At 40.0% G+C, this 17,537-nt stretch carries 18 protein-coding genes; 15 read left to right on the top strand and 3 right to left on the bottom strand.

The window, feature by feature from the left end:
* Positions 1-111: 111 nt before the first annotated feature.
* From flgN to flgA, 3 genes are all read right to left on the bottom strand, one after another.
* The gene (gene flgN / locus H5186_RS07030) at positions 112-543 is read right to left on the bottom strand and encodes a flagellar protein FlgN (protein ID WP_182718217.1); all 432 of its coding nucleotides are present in this window, start codon (positions 541-543) and stop codon (positions 112-114) included.
* The gene (gene flgM, locus H5186_RS07025) at positions 536-850 is read right to left on the bottom strand and encodes a flagellar biosynthesis anti-sigma factor FlgM (protein WP_149981594.1); all 315 of its coding nucleotides are present in this window, start codon (positions 848-850) and stop codon (positions 536-538) included. The genes flgN and flgM overlap by 8 nt, the downstream gene beginning before the upstream one ends.
* Positions 851-928: 78 nt before the next feature.
* Positions 929-1,636, bottom strand: coding sequence for a flagellar basal body P-ring formation chaperone FlgA (gene flgA, locus H5186_RS07020; RefSeq protein ID WP_182718216.1), 708 nt, complete (start codon positions 1,634-1,636; stop codon positions 929-931).
* Positions 1,637-1,777: 141 nt separating this feature from the next.
* Between flgA and H5186_RS07015 the strand changes: the two genes are divergently transcribed.
* The 15 genes from H5186_RS07015 to H5186_RS06945 all read left to right on the top strand — a co-directional run bounded on the left by H5186_RS07015 (position 1,778) and on the right by H5186_RS06945 (position 17,385).
* Positions 1,778-2,710: a chemotaxis protein gene (locus tag H5186_RS07015; protein WP_149981591.1), complete on the top strand. Its 933-nt coding sequence runs from the start codon at positions 1,778-1,780 to the stop codon at positions 2,708-2,710.
* A 20-nt stretch (positions 2,711-2,730) separates the two neighbouring features.
* On the top strand, positions 2,731-3,561 hold the full coding sequence (locus tag H5186_RS07010; protein WP_149981589.1) for a protein-glutamate O-methyltransferase CheR: 831 nt from the start codon (positions 2,731-2,733) through the stop codon (positions 3,559-3,561).
* Positions 3,562-3,760: 199 nt separating this feature from the next.
* Complete coding sequence (flgB, locus tag H5186_RS07005) at positions 3,761-4,171, top strand: flagellar basal body rod protein FlgB (protein ID WP_149981587.1); 411 nt, start codon at positions 3,761-3,763, stop codon at positions 4,169-4,171.
* Between the two features lie 2 nt (positions 4,172-4,173).
* Complete coding sequence (gene flgC / locus H5186_RS07000) at positions 4,174-4,605, top strand: flagellar basal body rod protein FlgC (RefSeq protein ID WP_149981585.1); 432 nt, start codon at positions 4,174-4,176, stop codon at positions 4,603-4,605.
* A gap of 14 nt (positions 4,606-4,619) precedes the next feature.
* Positions 4,620-5,312 (top strand): flagellar hook assembly protein FlgD, encoded by a 693-nt coding sequence (locus H5186_RS06995; protein ID WP_182718215.1) that lies wholly within the window; start codon positions 4,620-4,622, stop codon positions 5,310-5,312.
* A gap of 56 nt (positions 5,313-5,368) precedes the next feature.
* Positions 5,369-6,724 carry a flagellar hook protein FlgE gene (flgE, locus tag H5186_RS06990; protein ID WP_182740803.1) on the top strand — a complete coding sequence of 452 codons (1,356 nt, stop codon included), beginning with the start codon at positions 5,369-5,371 and terminating at the stop codon, positions 6,722-6,724.
* Positions 6,725-6,883: 159 nt separating this feature from the next.
* Positions 6,884-7,648 (top strand): flagellar basal body rod protein FlgF, encoded by a 765-nt coding sequence (locus tag H5186_RS06985; protein ID WP_182718213.1) that lies wholly within the window; start codon positions 6,884-6,886, stop codon positions 7,646-7,648.
* A gap of 21 nt (positions 7,649-7,669) precedes the next feature.
* Positions 7,670-8,458 (top strand): flagellar basal-body rod protein FlgG, encoded by a 789-nt coding sequence (gene flgG, locus H5186_RS06980; protein WP_149981578.1) that lies wholly within the window; start codon positions 7,670-7,672, stop codon positions 8,456-8,458.
* Positions 8,459-8,476: 18 nt separating this feature from the next.
* Complete coding sequence (flgH, locus tag H5186_RS06975) at positions 8,477-9,160, top strand: flagellar basal body L-ring protein FlgH (protein ID WP_182740804.1); 684 nt, start codon at positions 8,477-8,479, stop codon at positions 9,158-9,160.
* An 11-nt stretch (positions 9,161-9,171) separates the two neighbouring features.
* The gene (locus tag H5186_RS06970) at positions 9,172-10,266 is read left to right on the top strand and encodes a flagellar basal body P-ring protein FlgI (RefSeq protein WP_149981574.1); all 1,095 of its coding nucleotides are present in this window, start codon (positions 9,172-9,174) and stop codon (positions 10,264-10,266) included.
* Between the two features lie 196 nt (positions 10,267-10,462).
* Entirely contained in the window at positions 10,463-11,431 is a 969-nt protein-coding gene (gene flgJ / locus H5186_RS06965) for a flagellar assembly peptidoglycan hydrolase FlgJ (protein WP_182718211.1), read from the top strand.
* A gap of 1 nt (position 11,432) precedes the next feature.
* Complete coding sequence (locus H5186_RS06960; RefSeq protein WP_182718210.1) at positions 11,433-13,439, top strand: FlgK family flagellar hook-associated protein; 2,007 nt, start codon at positions 11,433-11,435, stop codon at positions 13,437-13,439.
* 2 nt (positions 13,440-13,441) lie between these two features.
* The gene (gene flgL, locus H5186_RS06955; RefSeq protein WP_149981567.1) at positions 13,442-14,674 is read left to right on the top strand and encodes a flagellar hook-associated protein FlgL; all 1,233 of its coding nucleotides are present in this window, start codon (positions 13,442-13,444) and stop codon (positions 14,672-14,674) included.
* A 349-nt stretch (positions 14,675-15,023) separates the two neighbouring features.
* The gene (locus H5186_RS06950) at positions 15,024-15,986 is read left to right on the top strand and encodes a flagellin (RefSeq protein WP_149981565.1); all 963 of its coding nucleotides are present in this window, start codon (positions 15,024-15,026) and stop codon (positions 15,984-15,986) included.
* A 430-nt stretch (positions 15,987-16,416) separates the two neighbouring features.
* Complete coding sequence (locus H5186_RS06945) at positions 16,417-17,385, top strand: flagellin (RefSeq protein ID WP_182718208.1); 969 nt, start codon at positions 16,417-16,419, stop codon at positions 17,383-17,385.
* The last annotated feature ends 152 nt before the right edge of the window (positions 17,386-17,537 follow it).

Here is a 17,537-nt window from a genome sequence, read left to right as displayed (position 1 = left end):
CAAAAGATATAAGGCGCGGGTTGTCCCGCGCTTAATCACTTTCGAGATAATTTTAAATAGGGAAAGAAAAATAATAAAGGGAATTTTGTAAAACTAAAAGTAGGAGTCAAATTATGCTTTTAAGTTATGGACGATCTTACTGTTACCATGAACAACACTACCATCTTGGTCATATGTTGTAGAGGTTGGCACACCAATCAAAATGTCTTTCAATTGTTTTACTGTTAATTGTGCATGGTGGGCTGCATGAGCATTAACGTCATTCTTCTTTTTACATGACTCTAATAGCTTATGCACATCACTCGTTAAGCTTGTTACTTCGTCAGATTCAACGTCATTACCTGCAAATAAGGCTTTGAGTTCTTTATCTAACGTTTGAATTTGACTTAAAAAGGTAAGTTTTTGTTTCGCGATATCTTTAAGGCCCTCGCCACGACGGGAGGCTATAGCGGTTAATTCATCTTCTAAGATATCAGCAAGGGATGTTAAGCAATTTAGCTGCATAACAAGTTTAGAACTGATCAAACTGGTGTGATCAGCCATACACATCAAACTCAAATGCAGCGATATTTTTAGCTAGCTTTTCAGCATCGATTTGATATTTACCTTCAGTAATTGCTTTTTTTAGCTCAGCCACTTTGTTGCTATCAAAACCAGAAGATTGCTGTGCTTTATCTTGCAAAGATTTTAATTGTTGCGCTTGTGGCGTTAAGCTTACTGAGTCAGCAGTCGCTTTTGGCGTAGTTGCTTGCGCAGTATTAGCATTATTATTTTGTAAATCAATTTTTTGCTGTTTAGCATTGGTCAACACATTAGCCTGTTGCTGACCTTTATTTACTTGGCTTACCATGATTTTAACCTATACATTATCCAACACATGCCTTGTTATCGGCAACCATGTTAGAAACTTTAGCACAAATACGAAAATTTAAATAATTACCTGCACAGACTCAACACCATCAACGCGGGCATTTAAAACTTTCCCTGACTTTGCATTTTTAACCTTTACCTGCTCTCCTAAAGTACCATCTTCTAGGGCTAAACCGGAAGTTTTTATTTTCAATCCTCGAATTATTGCAAAAATAGTGACATTATCGCCTTTGCAGACCATACAGATTTGATTTAATGCAACAGGGTAACCACTGCGGATATTACGTTTGCTGCGGCTACCAATCAGCAGCTCTTGATTTTGTAAATACTGCGCTCTTACGAAATGTTTTGGTTTCATAATCAAACGTAAATGATGAGCTTCAATAACCTCCCCGCGACTTAAATTTTCAGTGGCTATAATCACAGGGGTGAGTTCAATCATACGTACATGAACATATTGACTCCAACCATTGAGGTCATCACATTTTATTTGTACGGTTATTTGGCGATTAAATGGCGGCTCAGTAGGAATATTAAATGCAAGGTCGCTGTTGCAGCCACGATCAGGTATCCGACTATCCAATGTTAGAGCATTGAGTTCCTTATCATCGGCGGTATTAGGGTCTAATTGATCATAGACATGGGATACAGCAAGTTCTTGCAATTGTTCTTTGCTATATGTTTGTGCATACAGTGGAGTAACTAGGCATAAGCTAGCAAGAAAATAAAAAACACTGTATCTTCGGCTTTTTTTTAACAAACTCATAATGTTTCGACTATGCTTATGGTTGAAAACAGGGTATAAATATTTAGCGTCAATAAACAGACGCTCCCGTGTAGTTATGTAGCTTTACAGAAAGAAAGCAATTATTGTTCCGTTCTTATTCGCTTTCTTCAGGAGATTGAAATGGCAGGCATTTTAGACTCAGTTAACCAACGTACTCAATTGGTTGGGCAAAACCGTCTTGAATTATTATTATTCAAGCTAAGAGGGCGGCAGCGCTTTGGTATTAATGTGTTTAAAGTGAGAGAAGTACTGCAATGCCCTCCTTTAACAAACATGCCGAAGTCGAATGCCTATGTAAGAGGTGTCGCACATATACGTGGGCAAACTATTTCTGTTATTGATTTATCAATGGCTGTAGGTGGCCCTGCGATCGAGAATATTAAAGATAGTTTTATTATCATTGCTGAATATAACCGCTCCGTACAAGGTTTTTTGGTTGGCGGCGTTGAGCGAATTGTAAATATGAATTGGGAAAAAATAATGCCGCCACCGTCTGGGGCTGGCAGATATTCGTATTTAACAGCAGTGACAGAAATTGAAAATGAGTTAGTCGAAATTCTTGATGTAGAAAAAATATTAAATGAAATTTGCCCGGTAAATACTGAAGTCAGTGCAGCAATAGCTAATGATGGTGAAATTCAAAAAGACTTAGGTGAGCGCATCGTATTTATTGCCGATGACTCTGCCGTTGCTCGTAATCAAGTCAAACGTGCTCTAGAGCCGTTAGGCGTGCAGACTGAGCTTGCTAAAAACGGGAAAGAAGCATTAATTCGCCTCCGGGAAATTGCTGCACTTGACTGTAAGCATGATATTACCGAGCGAGTTGGTTTATTGATCTCTGATGTTGAAATGCCAGAAATGGACGGTTATACCCTCACGGCTGAAATAAAAGCAGATCCAAAGTTAGCCCCATTACATGTTATTCTGCATACATCACTCAGTGGTGTGTTCAATCAAGCGATGATTGAAAAAGTGGGGGCTGATGACTTTATTGCTAAGTTCAATCCGGATGAGTTAGCTACAGCAGTGAAAAAATGGGTTCATTGTGACTAATTTGAAAAGGCGGTGTTACTTTGGAAAATAAGCATTTACAACAAAGTGAGTACGATCAGTTTCGTTCTTTTTTAGAGCAACAATGTGGCATTGTTTTGGGTGATAATAAGCTTTATTTAGTCAAAAGCAGGCTTGCTCCGCTAATGGTTCGTTTCAATGTTGAGTCATTGTCACAATTGGTCAGTAAAACACTGAGTCCGCATGAGCGGCAGTTACGTGCCGCAGTTGTTGATGCTATGACGACCAATGAAACTTTATGGTTTCGGGATCAATACCCGTTTGAACTATTACAAAGTAAGTTATTCCCAGAGCATAAAGAGTTGCGTCGACCGTTGAAAATTTGGTCAGCGGCAAGTTCCTCAGGACAAGAGCCATATTCTATTGCCATGTCGGTCGCTGAGTTTCAAGCTAAGCAGCCGGGTGTATTAAAAATGGGCGCGCAGATCATCGGCACCGATATTTCTAATACTATGTTAGATATGTGTAAACATGCAGAATATGACTCTCTTGCTTTAGCTAGAGGGCTGTCGGTAGAGCGCAGGAAGAAGTTCTTCAAAGATAGCGGCAATGGGATGGCGCAAGTTAACGACTCAATAAAAAAATTAGTGAGTTTTCGACACCTTAATTTATTAGATTCATACGCACTAATGGGCAAATTTGATATTATTTTTTGCCGTAATGTGCTGATTTATTTTGCACCTGAGGTGAAAGCCAAAATTATTGCTCAGTTTGCTCAAGCACTTAACCCTAAGGGGTATTTATTTTTAGGTGCTTCAGAGTCTATGTCAGGGTTAAGTAACGAGTTTGATATGGTACGCTGTAATCCTGGTATTATTTATCAAAAGAAATAACTTACCAGCGTAAATAACGCGCTAAAACGCAAGTAACTCAAGTCTCATCGGTAGTAAAGCCGAATCTAGAATACGATAAAACGATGTGCCTCCACATCGTTTTTCTTTTTAAATCAAAAATTAAACACATCATAAAACACTAACCTAGTTGGCTCACCTTTTGCATTAATCATCTTAAGTCAATTTTTTGGAGATGGTTATGGCTATCAGTTTTGATAAAGCATTTGGGGTTCATCCTCATGCAATGTTGATCCGTTCGCAACGTGCTGAGTTATTAGCAACCAATATCGCTAATGCTGATACGCCGGGCTATAAAGCGAAGGATATCGACTTTGCCTCAGCATTGAAAGCGGCAAAAAGCCACCAGCAAGGCGGCAATAACATGGTAACAACTAACCCGAATCACATTGCAGGTGGTAGTCGTTATATCGGTAATAGTGAAATGTTTCGTTCGCCAAATCAAGCAGATACAGGTGATGGTAACTCGGTTGATATACAAGTGGAACGAAACTTGTATACAAAGAACTCATTAGAGTATCAGGCAAGCCTGCAATTTATGAGTAGTAAAATTAAAGGCCTTAAAAAAGCCCTCGGTAGTCAAGGAGCCTAAGCATGAGTTTATATAACGTTTTTGATATTTCAGGTAGTGGTATGAGTGCGCAAAATGTGCGTTTGAACACCACCGCAAGTAATATTTCCAATGCCAATAGCATTAGCTCAAGCCAAGACAAAACTTACCGGGCGCGTCACCCTGTTTTTGCAGCTGAACTGATGAAAGCATCAGAATCAACTGGTAATACGCAGGGATCGTCTGTTGGCGTTAAAGTACTAGGCATTGTAGAGAGTAATAAACCACTGCAAATTGAATATAACCCAAATCACCCCAGTGCGGATGAAAATGGTTATATCTACAAACCTAACGTTAATGTCGTTGAAGAAATGGCTAATATGATTTCCGCCTCACGCTCTTATCAAACCAATGTGCAAGTTGCTGATGCAGCGAAGCAAATGTTAAGTAAAACACTGTTGCTTGGGCAGCGGTAATTGAGGGTTAGATTATGAGTAACGACATAAATACTGCATCATCAAGCTATATAGATTCGCTTCGTTGGCCGAGTAAACAAGAGGCTGACGAAAAGACTGGTGAAAAGAAAAGTGATGCATTAACGCAAGAGGATTTCTTTTCATTATTAACGCAGCAACTGTCGTTTCAAGATCCCAGTAAACCTGCGGACAACGACCAAATGATTGCACAAATGACGAACTTTACCATGGCAGAAGGTATCTCAAATTTAAATTCAAAGTTTGAGTCTTTGGCTGCTTCAATGACCTCTAATTCAGCGTTGCAAGCATCAACTCTGGTAGGCAAAAAAGCTTTAGTTGAATCAGATACATTAGATCTTAACAGCAGTGGTGATGTCTCGGGCATGATTGCTGTTGAAAGTCCCGTTAAAGATTTAAGGCTCAGTATTACAGATGCTTCCGGACAACTAGTGAGAGTAATTGAGTTAGGTGATAAACCTGCTGGTGGCTTACGTTTTAACTGGGATGGAAAAAATGAAGCCGGTGAGAGCCTTCCGCCAGGAGAATACAATATCAAAGCAGAGGGCAGCATGGGCGAAGAATTTACTAGTTTACCCATGGCCTCTTATAAAAATATTGATAGCGTCAATATTAATGGCGCTAACGGTATTATTATTAACACTAAAGAAGGGGCAGTTAAGCTGTCTGATGTCGCAGAAATTGCGTGATAAATTTTATTTATTTTTTAGCCTATTGGCTAAATTTTATAGGTTAGAGGTGAATTATGAGTTTTAATATTGCATTAACTGGCATTGCTGCCGCACAAAAAGATTTGGATGTTACTGCTAATAACATCGCTAATGTAAATACCTACGGTTTTAAAGAATCGAGAGCTGAGTTTGCCGATGTTTATTCATCATCAGTTTTTTCTTCGGGTAAAACTAAAAATGGTGATGGTGTACAAACAGCATCTGTAGCACAGCAGTTTCATCAAGGTTCAACATTAGGCACTAAAAATTCACTCGATCTTGCTATAGGAGGTGAAGGATACTTTGCTCTTAGCAATGAGTTAGGCTCACAAGATAAAACATTCACTCGTGCAGGGGCGTTTAAATTAGATAAAGATAACTTTATCGTTGACGCACAAGGTAATTACTTACAAGGCTTTCCTGTTGATGAAATTAGTGGAGATGCAACATCAGTAAGTTTAACCTCCTCTGGGGCGATTCAAATTCCTGATTCATCAGGTTCCCCGCGGGCTACCTCAAGTGTATATTCGTCATTTCGATTGGATTCGACCAAAGATACACCGACTATTACACCATTTGATCCAACTCAATCAGGGTCATATACTCACTCTACCTCAACCAATGTTTATGATTCGCTAGGTGAGCCGCATACTATGCAATTGTTTTTTGTGAAAACGGATGCAGCTGTTACAGGTAATGCTAATGAGTGGCAAACCTATGCCACGTTAGACGGTCAAGCATTCAATCCTGATGGAAGCTCGCAAGGCGCTACTGGACCATTTAATCCAATTTCAACATTTCAGTTTGATGCGAACGGCTTACCACTTAACACCAATGGTACCGCAAATACAGGCAATACATTTAACCCTGTTGTGTTAGATAGCACTAATTTGACAGGGTTTTTAAGCAATGGTGCTAGCTTTCCTAATAATGTAACTATCAACTGGCGTGATGAAGCAGGTACCTCTGCAAAAATCCCGACCCAGCATGCAGGCAAGTTTGAAAATAAAGTATTATCTCAAGATGGTGCTGCTGTGGGACGGTTGGCAAATATAGACATTGGTGTTGATGGAAAAATTGTTGCTTCTTATAGTAATGGTGACTCTAACTACCTAGGTCAAGTTGCGTTAGTCCGTTTTCCCAATTCACAGGGGTTACAACAAGTAGGCAATACGTCATGGAAGAAAAGTTTAACTTCAGGTGACCCTGTAGCGGGTGAAGCAAATTCAGGCGCATTTGGTAAGATTAGCTCATCAGCATTAGAGCAATCAAACGTGAACTTAACCAATGAGCTTGTTGATTTGATCAGCGCACAGCGTAACTTCCAAGCTAACTCGCGTGCACTCGAAGTGAATTCAACACTACAGCAAGCTATTTTGCAGATCCGTTAATCTCGTTTTAATATTTTTTACAATCCGACACCTAGGCTGCTATTTATTAGCAGCCTTTTTTATTTGTGCTTGATTATATTTTGTAATTTATTACGTCATTTTATTGTGGCACTTATCTTGCATTTGTCATGTTATAGATTTTTAACGTGAGTCGATGTTATGGACAAGATGGTCTACATTGCAGCGTCTGGAGCTAAGCAAAGTTTGCGGGGCCTAGAGCTTAAAGCAAATAATTTAGCAAATGCCAATACCACAGGCTTTAAAGCTGACTTCGCGCAAGCGCGCTCAATGCAAGCTTTTGGTGAAGGCTTACCGACACGTGTTTTTACTATGCAGGAACGGCCAGGCTCTAATATGACTTCCGGCGGTATTGTTGAAACTGGACGTGATCTTGATATTGCTATGAGCGATAAAGGGTGGCTTACAGTGCAAGATGCTTCAGGGAATGAGGCATATACTAAAGTTGGCACGTTGAATATCACCCCTGATGGCGCTTTGATCACCAGTCACGGGCGTCAAGTTATTGGCGAAGGTGGACCGATTATTTTGCCATTGCCAGTGGAGAAAGTCGAATTTAGTGACGATGGTTCAATCCAAGTTCGCCCGCAAGGTGCGCCGGCTAACTTTTTAGAAGTTGTTGACCGTTTGAAGGTAATTAAGGCAAATAATTCTGAGCTTGAAAAAGGCAATGATGGCTTATTTCGACCAAAACCCGAATTACTGGAAAATGGTATATGTGGATTTTGTGACATCTCTAATGATGTGAAAGTAATGAGTGGCACTTTGGAAATGTCAAATGTGAATCCGGTACATGAGATGGTGGATATGATAAGCCATCAACGCCAATTTGAATTACAAGTTAAGTTAATGAAAACGGCTGAAGAAATTGACGAACGTCAAACTCAATTGCTGCGTATTGTTTAACTTTATTGAGAGGACATTAATATGAATCCTGCATTGTGGATAAGTAAAACGGGGCTTGATGCTCAACAAACCGATATTTCGGTTATCTCAAATAATTTAGCCAATGCCAGTACTGTTGGTTATAAGAAAAGTCGTGCTGTATTTGAAGATTTGCTTTATCAAAATATTAATCAGCCAGGGGGGCGTTCATCACAAGATACAGAGATGCCTTCTGGTCTGATGCTTGGTGCTGGTACCAAAGTAGTTGCTAATCAGAAGAACTTTTCTCAAGGTAACATGTTAACCACTGAAAACTCATTGGATTGGATGATATCAGGGCCAGGTTTTTTTGAAGTTTTACAGCCCGATGGCAATATCGCCTATTCTCGAAATGGTCAATTTACCACGGATGAGGATGGTCGTATTGTTACTGCTGGTGCAGGTTTTCCTGTGCAGCCAGAAATGAATGTACCTGATGATGCGAAGTCAATTACCGTATCACAAGATGGTGAGGTGTCTGTGAAAATAGAAGGACAACCTGAGAATGTGGTGATTGGTCAGTTAACGATCAGTGACTTTATCAATCCATCAGGTCTAGAGCCTGTAGGCCAAAATTTATATACCGAAACGGCCGTCAGTGGCGCACCTGTACAAGGTAACCCTGGTCTAGAAGGATTAGGCACTGTTGTCCAAGGCGCACTTGAAACCTCTAACGTAAATGTAACCGAAGAGTTAGTTAACCTAATTGAAACTCAACGTATCTATGAAATGAATTCAAAGGTGATTTCAGCGGTTGACGAAATGATGAGTTACATCAGTCAGCAACTTTAACTAATTCGGAGCAAAGTTATGCGTAATTTATCTATAGTCTTAACGGGTGCATTTATATTGAGTGGTTGTATGACGACTCAAAACCACAGCGTGGTTCAAGATGATCCATACTATGCTCCTATGTACCCAGAGCCTGCTGCAGAGCAAGTTGTGCCGACAGGCTCATTGTTTGATAGCAATTTATCAAACGATTTATATTCAGATAAAAAAGCGTTACGCACCGGAGATATTATTACAGTTAAACTGCAAGAATCGACGCAATCATCTAAAGCAGCTAAAACTGAAACGGATAAACAAAGTGATGCCAGCTTAGATCCTGTCATTGGATTAGGCGGACTACCGGTTAATATTGGTGGCGATAGTATTCAGTTTGGTGTGGGCAGCGGTGCTAAATTCAAAGGTGATACTAAGTCAAATCAATCTAATAGTTTATTTGGTGATATTTCCGTAAATGTTATGCGGGTATTACCTAATGGTAATTTAGTGATCCGTGGTGAAAAATGGCTGACTTTAAACTCCGGCGAAGAATTTATTCGTTTGGAAGGTCTTGTTCGCCCGCAAGATGTTACTGCAGATAATACTGTGACCTCTAACAGAATCGCAAATGCGCGTATTCAGTATTCTGGTAAAGGGCAAATGCAAGAGACTCAAACGGCAGGATGGTTAACTCGATTCTTCACTAGCTCTCTGTTCCCTTTTTAAAGGATGTTGATATGAATAGCTTGAAAGCGTTGCTGTGTATATGTTTATTAGCTTGGCATTCTATTGCTAGCGCTGAACGTATCAAGGATGTCTCAATGGTTGAAGGTGTTCGCTCAAACCAGTTAGTTGGTTATGGTCTGGTAGTAGGTTTACCTGGCACCGGTGAGCAAAGTCGTTTTACTGAACAAAGTTTTAAAGCCATGCTAAATAGTTTTGGTATTACCATGGCATCGAATTTAAAACCCAAAATCAAAAATGTAGCAGCGGTTGCTGTGCATGCAGAATTACCTGCATTTAGAAAGCCAGGGCAGACAATCGATATTACTGTATCGTCAATTGGTAGTGCGGGTAGCTTACGTGGTGGAACATTACTACAAACCTTTTTGAAAGGGGTTGATGGAAATACTTATGCTATCGCGCAAGGTAGTCTAATTGTTGGCGGGTTAGGTGTCGAAGGAGCTGATGGTAGTAAGATCGTAATGAACACGCCCACGGTAGGACGTATTCCAAATGGCGCAACGGTTGAACGGGCAATTAAAAGTCCTTTTATGCAAGGTGATTACATAACTTTTAATTTAAATCGTCCTGATTTCACTACTGCTAAACGTTTGGAGCAAACCATTAATGAGCTTATCGGCCCAGACAGTGCACATGCCCTTGATGCCGCTTCAATTCGTGTTATTGCCCCGCGTGATGCGTCGCAGCGTGTTGCTTATTTGTCTACGCTTGAAAACTTAGAGTTTAAACCTGCCGATACTTCGGCAAAAATTATTGTAAATTCACGCACTGGCACCATAGTGATCGGCAAAAACGTGCGGTTACAAGCGGCGGCAATTACCCATGGTGGTCTTACCGTTACGATCGCAGAACAGCAAAATGTATCGCAGCCTAACGCATTAAGTGAAGGGGAAACTGCCGTTACTAATCAAAGTATTATTGATGTTAACGAAGATGATTCTCGGGCCTTTGTATTTAACCCCGGTGTTAGCCTTGACGATTTAGTGCGCGCAATTAACGAAGTTGGAGCAGCGCCTGGTGACTTAATGGCGATACTAGAAGCATTAAAAGAAGCGGGTGCCATTAGCGGTCAACTCGTGGTTATTTAAACCATATTGACCCCCTAAGTTTGCGTTAACTTGCATTTAGGGGGCCTTGACTTGCATAATTAATCAACGCTTTTATACTTTCGCAAACTCGCAAACTCGCAAACTCGCAAACTCGCAAACTCGCAAACTCGCAAACTCGCATTGGCTTAATTATTGCATTGTTAATACTATTATTAATCACTGTGTCAAATTGCTGATGGATACTAATCATCTCGATAAACAAAACTTCTTTGATTTAGGCAATCTCAATACATTACGTCAAGATGCCTTAAAAAGTGGTGCCTCGCCTGAAGCATCAAAAGAAGCGCTAAAAAAAGCAGCGGCACAATTTGAATCTATTTTTACGCAAATGCTTTTAAAAAGTATGCGTAAAGCAAACGAAGCGTTTGAAGACGAAGACAGCCCTTTTAACTCCAGTGGAGTAAAGTTTTTTGAAGAAATGCATGATCAACAGTTATCGGTTGATTTATCTTCAAAAGGTTCATTGGGCTTAGCCGATCTCATAGTGCAACAACTCTCTCCTGACGGGAAAAAATTTACCCCTAGTTCAGTGCTGCGCACCGTCGATGATTTTACCAGTGATCAACGTGCAACCAGCAAGAATGCTGATAAGGCGGCTGACACTCAGGCTGTCAATAGCAGCTCATCAACAGCGCAAAAACCTCAGTTTGAAAATGCAGAAGATTTTATCAGTAGTGTTTGGGAACATGCCAAAACAGCTGCTGAGAAAATTGGTTTGAACCCCGCTGTGATGGTTGCACAAGCAGCTCTTGAGACTGGCTGGGGGAAACATATCATTAATAAAAGTGATGGTAATAGCAGCTTTAATTTATTCAATATTAAATCAGATAAAAGCTGGCAAGGTGAGAAAGCCAACAAAATGACGCTTGAATTTGAGCAAGGCACACCAGTTAAAAAACAAGCTAGTTTTCGTGCATATGATTCTATTAAAGAGAGTGTGAATGACTTTGTGCAGTTTTTGATAGAAAACCCACGTTACCAAGAAGCGCTACAAAATACCGCAAAACCGGCTGCCTTTTTAGATTCATTACAAAAAGCTGGTTATGCCACTGACCCCAATTACGCTGACAAAATTAAGCAAGTGCTAAACCACACAGAGCTTAAGACATTGGCGACATCATTGGTTCGCCAAGGAGTAAATTAACATGTCGTTTAACTTATTTGACATTGCAAGCTCAGGAGTTCGAGCTAGCTCTGAGTTACTGCAAACCACCAGTAAGAACATTACCAATGTTAATACGGTAGGTTATGTACGCGAGCGTACAGAGCATATGACCATGATTGATAACCAAGTCGGTCGTGGAGAAACCTATCGTTTATTAAATGAGTTTGCACAAAAGCAACTCAATCGTGATACCTCAAATAAAACCTTTTTCGACCAATTTGTGACTGAGGCTGGCCGGGTTGATAGTTTGTTTTCTCAAGAATCCAATAGTCTATCGACTAGTATGAATTCGTTATTCAATAATGTGCAGGAAAGTTTAAATCAGCCATCATCCTCAGTTGCACGATCGCTCGTAATGACGGATGCAAAAAATTTGATTGATCAAATGGATCGCTTATCAGGCATTGTATTTAATCAAAAAAATATCGTGAATGATCAGTTAGAAATATTTTCTGATGAAGCGAATACATTAATTCAAAATATTAGCAGCTTGAATAAGCAAATAGCTACCGTAAATGGTACGCGTAACGAGGCAAACTCAAGCACCACGTACAACGAAAGAGACCTTGCTATTCGTAAGTTATCGGAATTAATTGATGTAGAGACACTTGATGGCCCCAACGGTGAAAAGCTCGTATTTATGGGCACCGGCGAATCATTAGTAATGCAAGATGGCGCATTTAATTTATTTTCGATGGCGGGCGATCCTGATCCTAATTTTAAAGAATTACATTTAGACATAGATGGCGGCAAAGCTGTGCCGCTTGATGTTGATGTGACTAAGCTTAAAGGTAAAATTGGCGGATTATTAGCATTTCGTGATGACATTTTAGTGCCAGCACAAAACCAACTTGGCCAAATGGGGCTTGCGATTGCTGATGCTTTTAATCAACAAAACCGTTTAGGAATGGACGGTAATGGCGAGCTCGGTGGTGATATTTTTACAATCCCAACGATTGGCGGTCACGCTTATCAAGCCAATACAGGCAATTCAAGCATAACGGCTACCTTAGAACCAGGTAAAGGCAGTGAAATTCCTGCCAGTGACTTTATTGTTACTTATACCAGTGGCACAACGGTAGAAATACAACCGGTCGATAATAAAGGTGAACCATTAGGCTCTCCCTCAACCGCCAATATAGTTGCTGGCGTTATTGATTCATCGACTATGACCGGTGGGGAATCTTTTGGTTTACAATTAAACGTTACAGGGACTGGTAATGTTGGCGATAAATTTGCAGTTAAACTGAATGCCGAGGCTGCATCGAGTTTAACACTGGCTACCGATAGACCAGAAGCGCTAGCGCTGGCTTCTCCAATTCGTACGGCAGATAATATAAACAATACAGGTAATGGCAATATATCAGCAGGGACTGTTACTAGTGTGACTTCGGGTGGCTTTACAGCCACGACGCCTCCGGATCTAGCAAATGGTGATATCACGATAGTGAAAACCGCTAATGCTAATGAATATACAATTACAGACAATAACGGCAGCTCGACTTTTACGATTACTCCACCTGCTAAAAATCTACTAGAGCAAGCTGGCCCTCCTTATGATAGTTACGGTTTTGATTTTGATATTGAAGGCACCACAGCGGTAGGTGATAGTTTTACACTGGAGTTTAATGAAGGTGGTTTTGACGATAACCGCAATGGCTTAATGTTAGCTGGGTTACAAAGTGGCGAGCTAGTGCGGCAAAATGTTACCACAACCGCATCGGCTGATAATCATAAAACATTTAATCAAGCCTATGCAGGGTTAGTTACTGATATTGGTGTTGTTACCAATCAAGCGAAGACCAATGGTGCTGCTTTTGAGGCATTAGCTCAACAGTCTGAAGCCTGGTATGAATCACTCTCGGGAGTTAACCTTGATGAAGAGGCTGCCAATTTATTGCGGTTTCAACAATCTTATGCGGCGTCTGCACAAGTGCTTTCAACAGCCCGTTCTATATTTGACACTTTACTTAATGCTGCGAGGTAATTATGCGTTTATCTAATAATTTGATGTATCAAAACAGTGTTAATTCGATTTTGAATAATCAGCAAAATGTCAATAAAGCACAAGAGCAAGTTAATACCCAAAAGCGAGTGCTTACAGCTTCAGATGATCCATCGGCAACAGCACGGGCGTTACTGTATACCGATCGTATACAAGCGAATGAGCAATACAGTAAAAACATTACCATGCTAACGAGTCGATTAAAGACTCAAGACAGTGTGCTTGAAAATATTAAAGGCTCACTTGAAAAAGCCTATACATTGGCAATTCAAGCAGGTAATGGTGTTTATACCGATATCGATCGTGAAGGTATTGCTGAAGAGATTAAATCTATACAAAGTAGTGTGCTTGATTTAATGAATGCTAAAACTGAAGATGGTAAGTATATATTTTCAGGCTATCAAGATAACACCCAAACCTATTCGCTTGATTCTTCAACTGGCAAATATGTTTATGGTGGCGACCAAGGCCAGCATAAAATTAAAGTAGCGGAAGGAGTTGAAATTAAATCCAGTGATAATGGGGTTGATACGTTTGAAAAGGTCAATGCCCGGTTGAATGTTGCCTCTAATGACGGCGTTGTTTCAGGAGGGATCACTAGCGCAAAAGTGTATGTACGCGAGCAAGCTCAGTTTGATGCTTTTCATAAAGCAAATTATAACGCTGATCCCGCAGCCGCGGCCGGAGCAAATACGTTTAATATTATAACAACCCCAGGTACACCTAATACATATCAGGTTGAACAAGGTGGAAGTGTGATCAGCTCTGGCAGCTTTGAGGGATCAAAAATTAAATTTGCTGGGATGGAAATTGATATTAGCCCAGTTGCAAACGGGCAGGTAGACTTTACTTTAGAAGCGCCGAAAAAAGAAAATATTTTAAACACATTAAGCGATTTAATTGCTGGGTTAACTGACCCAACAATTAGTCAAGAAGATTATGACCAAGTATTGGCATCGGCCATGGTCCAAATCGATAACAGTAAAAATCAGGTCTCTTTAACACAGGCTGGTTTAGGTGGGCGGTTAAATACAGCTGAGAAAATCACGCAATCTAATAGTGATCTGGATGTAAATAATAAATCCTCCCGTGCAGATTTAATTGAACTTGATATGGCTGAGGCTATTACTGAACTCACGAAGCAAGAAACTGCACTGCAAGCGTCGCAGGCAACTTTTGGCCGCTTAGCTAAATTATCACTGTTCGATTACTTATAAGTAAGTTATAAGAACATCAAGAGTAAGGCAATATATTGCCTTACTCTCGTATTTTTCCAGCCTTTTAAGATCATCTCCTTACTATTTAACAGCTTAATAATTTCCTGAAGAAAAAGACCTGCACAATAATCCTTTTAGTTTTTTAATGAGCTTTATTAATTTAGTCACTATAAAATTCATTAAATTACATGAGCTTAAAAAATAATGGAAAAAAAATAAAAAAAAAAGCTAAAGGATTTTTTTGCTAGACCGATAACTTAATTAACCAAGCAAAGCGTTGTAAATAACAACCACTGCTTAATCTAGTAAGTTTGAGAGTAAATGATAAGTTTACTTCTGGAGAGATATCATGGCTTTATATGTAAATACAAATGTTAGCGCGTTAAACGCACAAAGACAATTAAATAATTCTGGTAATGCACTGGATACATCATTCCAACGTTTATCATCAGGTTTTCGTATTAACAGTGCGAAAGATGATGCGGCAGGTCTACAAATTTCTGACCGTTTAACATCACAAATTAACGGTTTGAACCAAGGTAACCGTAACGCAAACGATGGTATTTCATTAGCACAAACAGCTGAGGGTGCATTAGATGAAGTAACATCAATGTTCCAACGTATCAGAACATTATCACAGCAAGCAGCAAATGGTTCAAATACTGATGAAGACCGTTTAGCGGTGCAAGAAGAGATTCGTTCATTATCTGAAGAAGTAAATCGTGTTGCAGCAGATACAACGTTTGGTGGTCAAAACCTTTTAGACGGTTCTTTCTCCGCGAATTTCCAAGTTGGCGCAGATGCTGTACAGAATATCAGCTTTAGTATGGCGTCAGTTGGCGGTACGGCTAACTCAATCGCTGGTAATAACGGTTTTACCATGTCAGGTATTGCAGGGGTTGCCAGTGCGGTAACAGGCGCAAGTTTAAGTGCTACAGCTGGAACAATTAGTTCGCAAGTAGGTTCATCAGCTGATGCTACAGGTTTTGCTGCGGTATTTACAGCAAGCGGCATAAGCGTATCTTCACAAGCGAATGCGCAAGCGGTAATGGCCGGCATGGATTCATTAATCGCGGTTGTTGATAAAAAACGCGCTGAGCTGGGTGCGGTACAAAATCGTTTTCAATCAACGATTCGTAACCAGTCAAATATTTCAGAAAACCTAAGTGCTGCAAAATCACGTATTAAAGATACAGACTTTGCGCAAGAAACTGCAAACTTAACAAAAATGCAGATTCTACAACAGGCTAGCCAAACAATTCTTAGTCAGGCTAATCAACGTCCACAGGCTGCATTAAGTCTTCTAGGATAATAGGTTGGAAATAGTCAATTAATTGACTAAGAATGTAGCGCCTTTGTTTAATGGGGTATTAACAAAGGCGCTGAAACGGATTGATAAAGCGGAGGCGCTTAAAAATCCTGTATTGTTCTAACATTTGTAAGAACATAATTGTTAAAGCACAAACTATGCCAATAGTAAGTGTTAGGCATACCCACTCTCAAACTTATCTTCAAAGGGCCTTATAGGCCCTTTTCTCGTTTTTTATAATTCAATGCAACTCTATCTATAAAGTTGGCCTAAAGATTGCTGAATACTTATTACGATTTAAATTAATCTGCAAAGTGGCAGTTTATTGCCCCCAGTCAACTTAACTTGACTGTAGTAACAGGTCACTTTGTCAAAATTCCACTCATTAAATTAAAGAGTGGCTTTAATTTGACAGATAAGAAGAGAGTTTATTATGGCTTTATTTGTAAATACGAATGTCAGCGCGCTTAATGCGCAAAGACAGCTTGAAAGAACTGGCAACGACTTAGATACTTCCTTTAAACGTTTATCATCTGGTCTGCGTATTAACAGCGCGGCGGATGATGCTGCTGGTTTACAAATATCGGATCGTTTGCAATCGCAAATCTTGGGTTTAAACCAAGGCAACCGTAATGCGAATGACGGTATCTCGCTGGCACAAACGGCTGAAGGTGCGCTTGATGAAATTACTTCTACATTTCAACGTATCCGAACACTTGCTCAGCAATCAGCAAATGGCTCTAATACAGATGAAGATAGGCTCGCTATCCAAGAAGAGATTAGACAGTTATCTGATGAGGTTAACCGAATTGCCACGGACACTACATTCGGTGGTCAAAATTTATTGGATGGCTCTTATTCTGCAAGCTTTCAGGTTGGTGCTGATGCTGTACAGACTATTGGTTTTAGTATGCAGTCTGTTGGCGATACAGCTAATTCTCTCGCTGCTAATGGTGGTTTTACTATATCAGGTGTTGCCGGTGTTGCTTCAGCCGTGGGTGGTAAAGCACTTTCAACGCTCGCAGCTAATGTAAGCTCAGTTGATGGCGCAACGGCATCAACAACATTAGATTTTTCTTCTGTATTTACAGCTGCAGGTATTAGTGTGTCATCACAAGTAAATGCACAGGCTGTGTTTGCGGGTATGGATTCTCTAATAGCGGTGGTTGATAAAAAACGCGCTGAATTAGGTGCGGTACAAAACCGTTTTCAGTCGACAATACGAAATCAAGCTAATATTTCTGAAAATTTAGCCTCTGCTAAATCAAGAATTAAAGATGCTGATTTTGCAATGGAGACAGCTAACTTAACTAAAAACCAAATTTTACAACAAGCGAGCCAAACAATATTAGGCCAAGCAAATCAAAGGCCTCAGGCTGCATTAAGCTTGTTACAGGGTTAAAATAGTATAACGTTGTTAAAAATTTATAAATAAAGCTAAAGTTTCCGTTTTATCTGACGATAACTGACTTAGAGAACTAAAAATCTAGGACTCTCAGTCTGGAGTAATAACAGGGTAGGGGTATCCCGTTGTTATTCTATTTAAAATGATAA

Origin of the sequence: Pseudoalteromonas sp. SG41-2 (assembly GCF_014164535.1) — a bacterium.
In the GTDB taxonomy this organism is placed as follows: domain Bacteria; phylum Pseudomonadota; class Gammaproteobacteria; order Enterobacterales; family Alteromonadaceae; genus Pseudoalteromonas; species Pseudoalteromonas rhizosphaerae.
This window is presented reverse-complemented; position numbering and strand designations above follow the sequence as displayed.

Excerpts from the sequence above, each read along its gene's own strand:
- flgJ (WP_182718211.1), top strand. The coding sequence starts at position 10,463 with ATGGATACTAATCATCTCGATAAACAAAACTTCTTTGATTTAGGCAAT.
- flgA (WP_182718216.1), bottom strand. The coding sequence starts at position 1,636 with ATGAGTTTGTTAAAAAAAAGCCGAAGATACAGTGTTTTTTATTTTCTT.
- H5186_RS06985 (WP_182718213.1), top strand. The coding sequence starts at position 6,884 with ATGGACAAGATGGTCTACATTGCAGCGTCTGGAGCTAAGCAAAGTTTG.
- flgM (WP_149981594.1), bottom strand. The coding sequence starts at position 850 with ATGGTAAGCCAAGTAAATAAAGGTCAGCAACAGGCTAATGTGTTGACC.
- flgB (WP_149981587.1), top strand. The coding sequence starts at position 3,761 with ATGGCTATCAGTTTTGATAAAGCATTTGGGGTTCATCCTCATGCAATG.
- H5186_RS06950 (WP_149981565.1), top strand. The coding sequence starts at position 15,024 with ATGGCTTTATATGTAAATACAAATGTTAGCGCGTTAAACGCACAAAGA.
- H5186_RS06995 (WP_182718215.1), top strand. The coding sequence starts at position 4,620 with ATGAGTAACGACATAAATACTGCATCATCAAGCTATATAGATTCGCTT.
- flgG (WP_149981578.1), top strand. The coding sequence starts at position 7,670 with ATGAATCCTGCATTGTGGATAAGTAAAACGGGGCTTGATGCTCAACAA.
- flgC (WP_149981585.1), top strand. The coding sequence starts at position 4,174 with ATGAGTTTATATAACGTTTTTGATATTTCAGGTAGTGGTATGAGTGCG.
- flgE (WP_182740803.1), top strand. The coding sequence starts at position 5,369 with ATGAGTTTTAATATTGCATTAACTGGCATTGCTGCCGCACAAAAAGAT.
- flgH (WP_182740804.1), top strand. The coding sequence starts at position 8,477 with ATGCGTAATTTATCTATAGTCTTAACGGGTGCATTTATATTGAGTGGT.
- H5186_RS06960 (WP_182718210.1), top strand. The coding sequence starts at position 11,433 with ATGTCGTTTAACTTATTTGACATTGCAAGCTCAGGAGTTCGAGCTAGC.
- H5186_RS07015 (WP_149981591.1), top strand. The coding sequence starts at position 1,778 with ATGGCAGGCATTTTAGACTCAGTTAACCAACGTACTCAATTGGTTGGG.
- flgN (WP_182718217.1), bottom strand. The coding sequence starts at position 543 with ATGGCTGATCACACCAGTTTGATCAGTTCTAAACTTGTTATGCAGCTA.
- H5186_RS06970 (WP_149981574.1), top strand. The coding sequence starts at position 9,172 with ATGAATAGCTTGAAAGCGTTGCTGTGTATATGTTTATTAGCTTGGCAT.
- H5186_RS06945 (WP_182718208.1), top strand. The coding sequence starts at position 16,417 with ATGGCTTTATTTGTAAATACGAATGTCAGCGCGCTTAATGCGCAAAGA.
- flgL (WP_149981567.1), top strand. The coding sequence starts at position 13,442 with ATGCGTTTATCTAATAATTTGATGTATCAAAACAGTGTTAATTCGATT.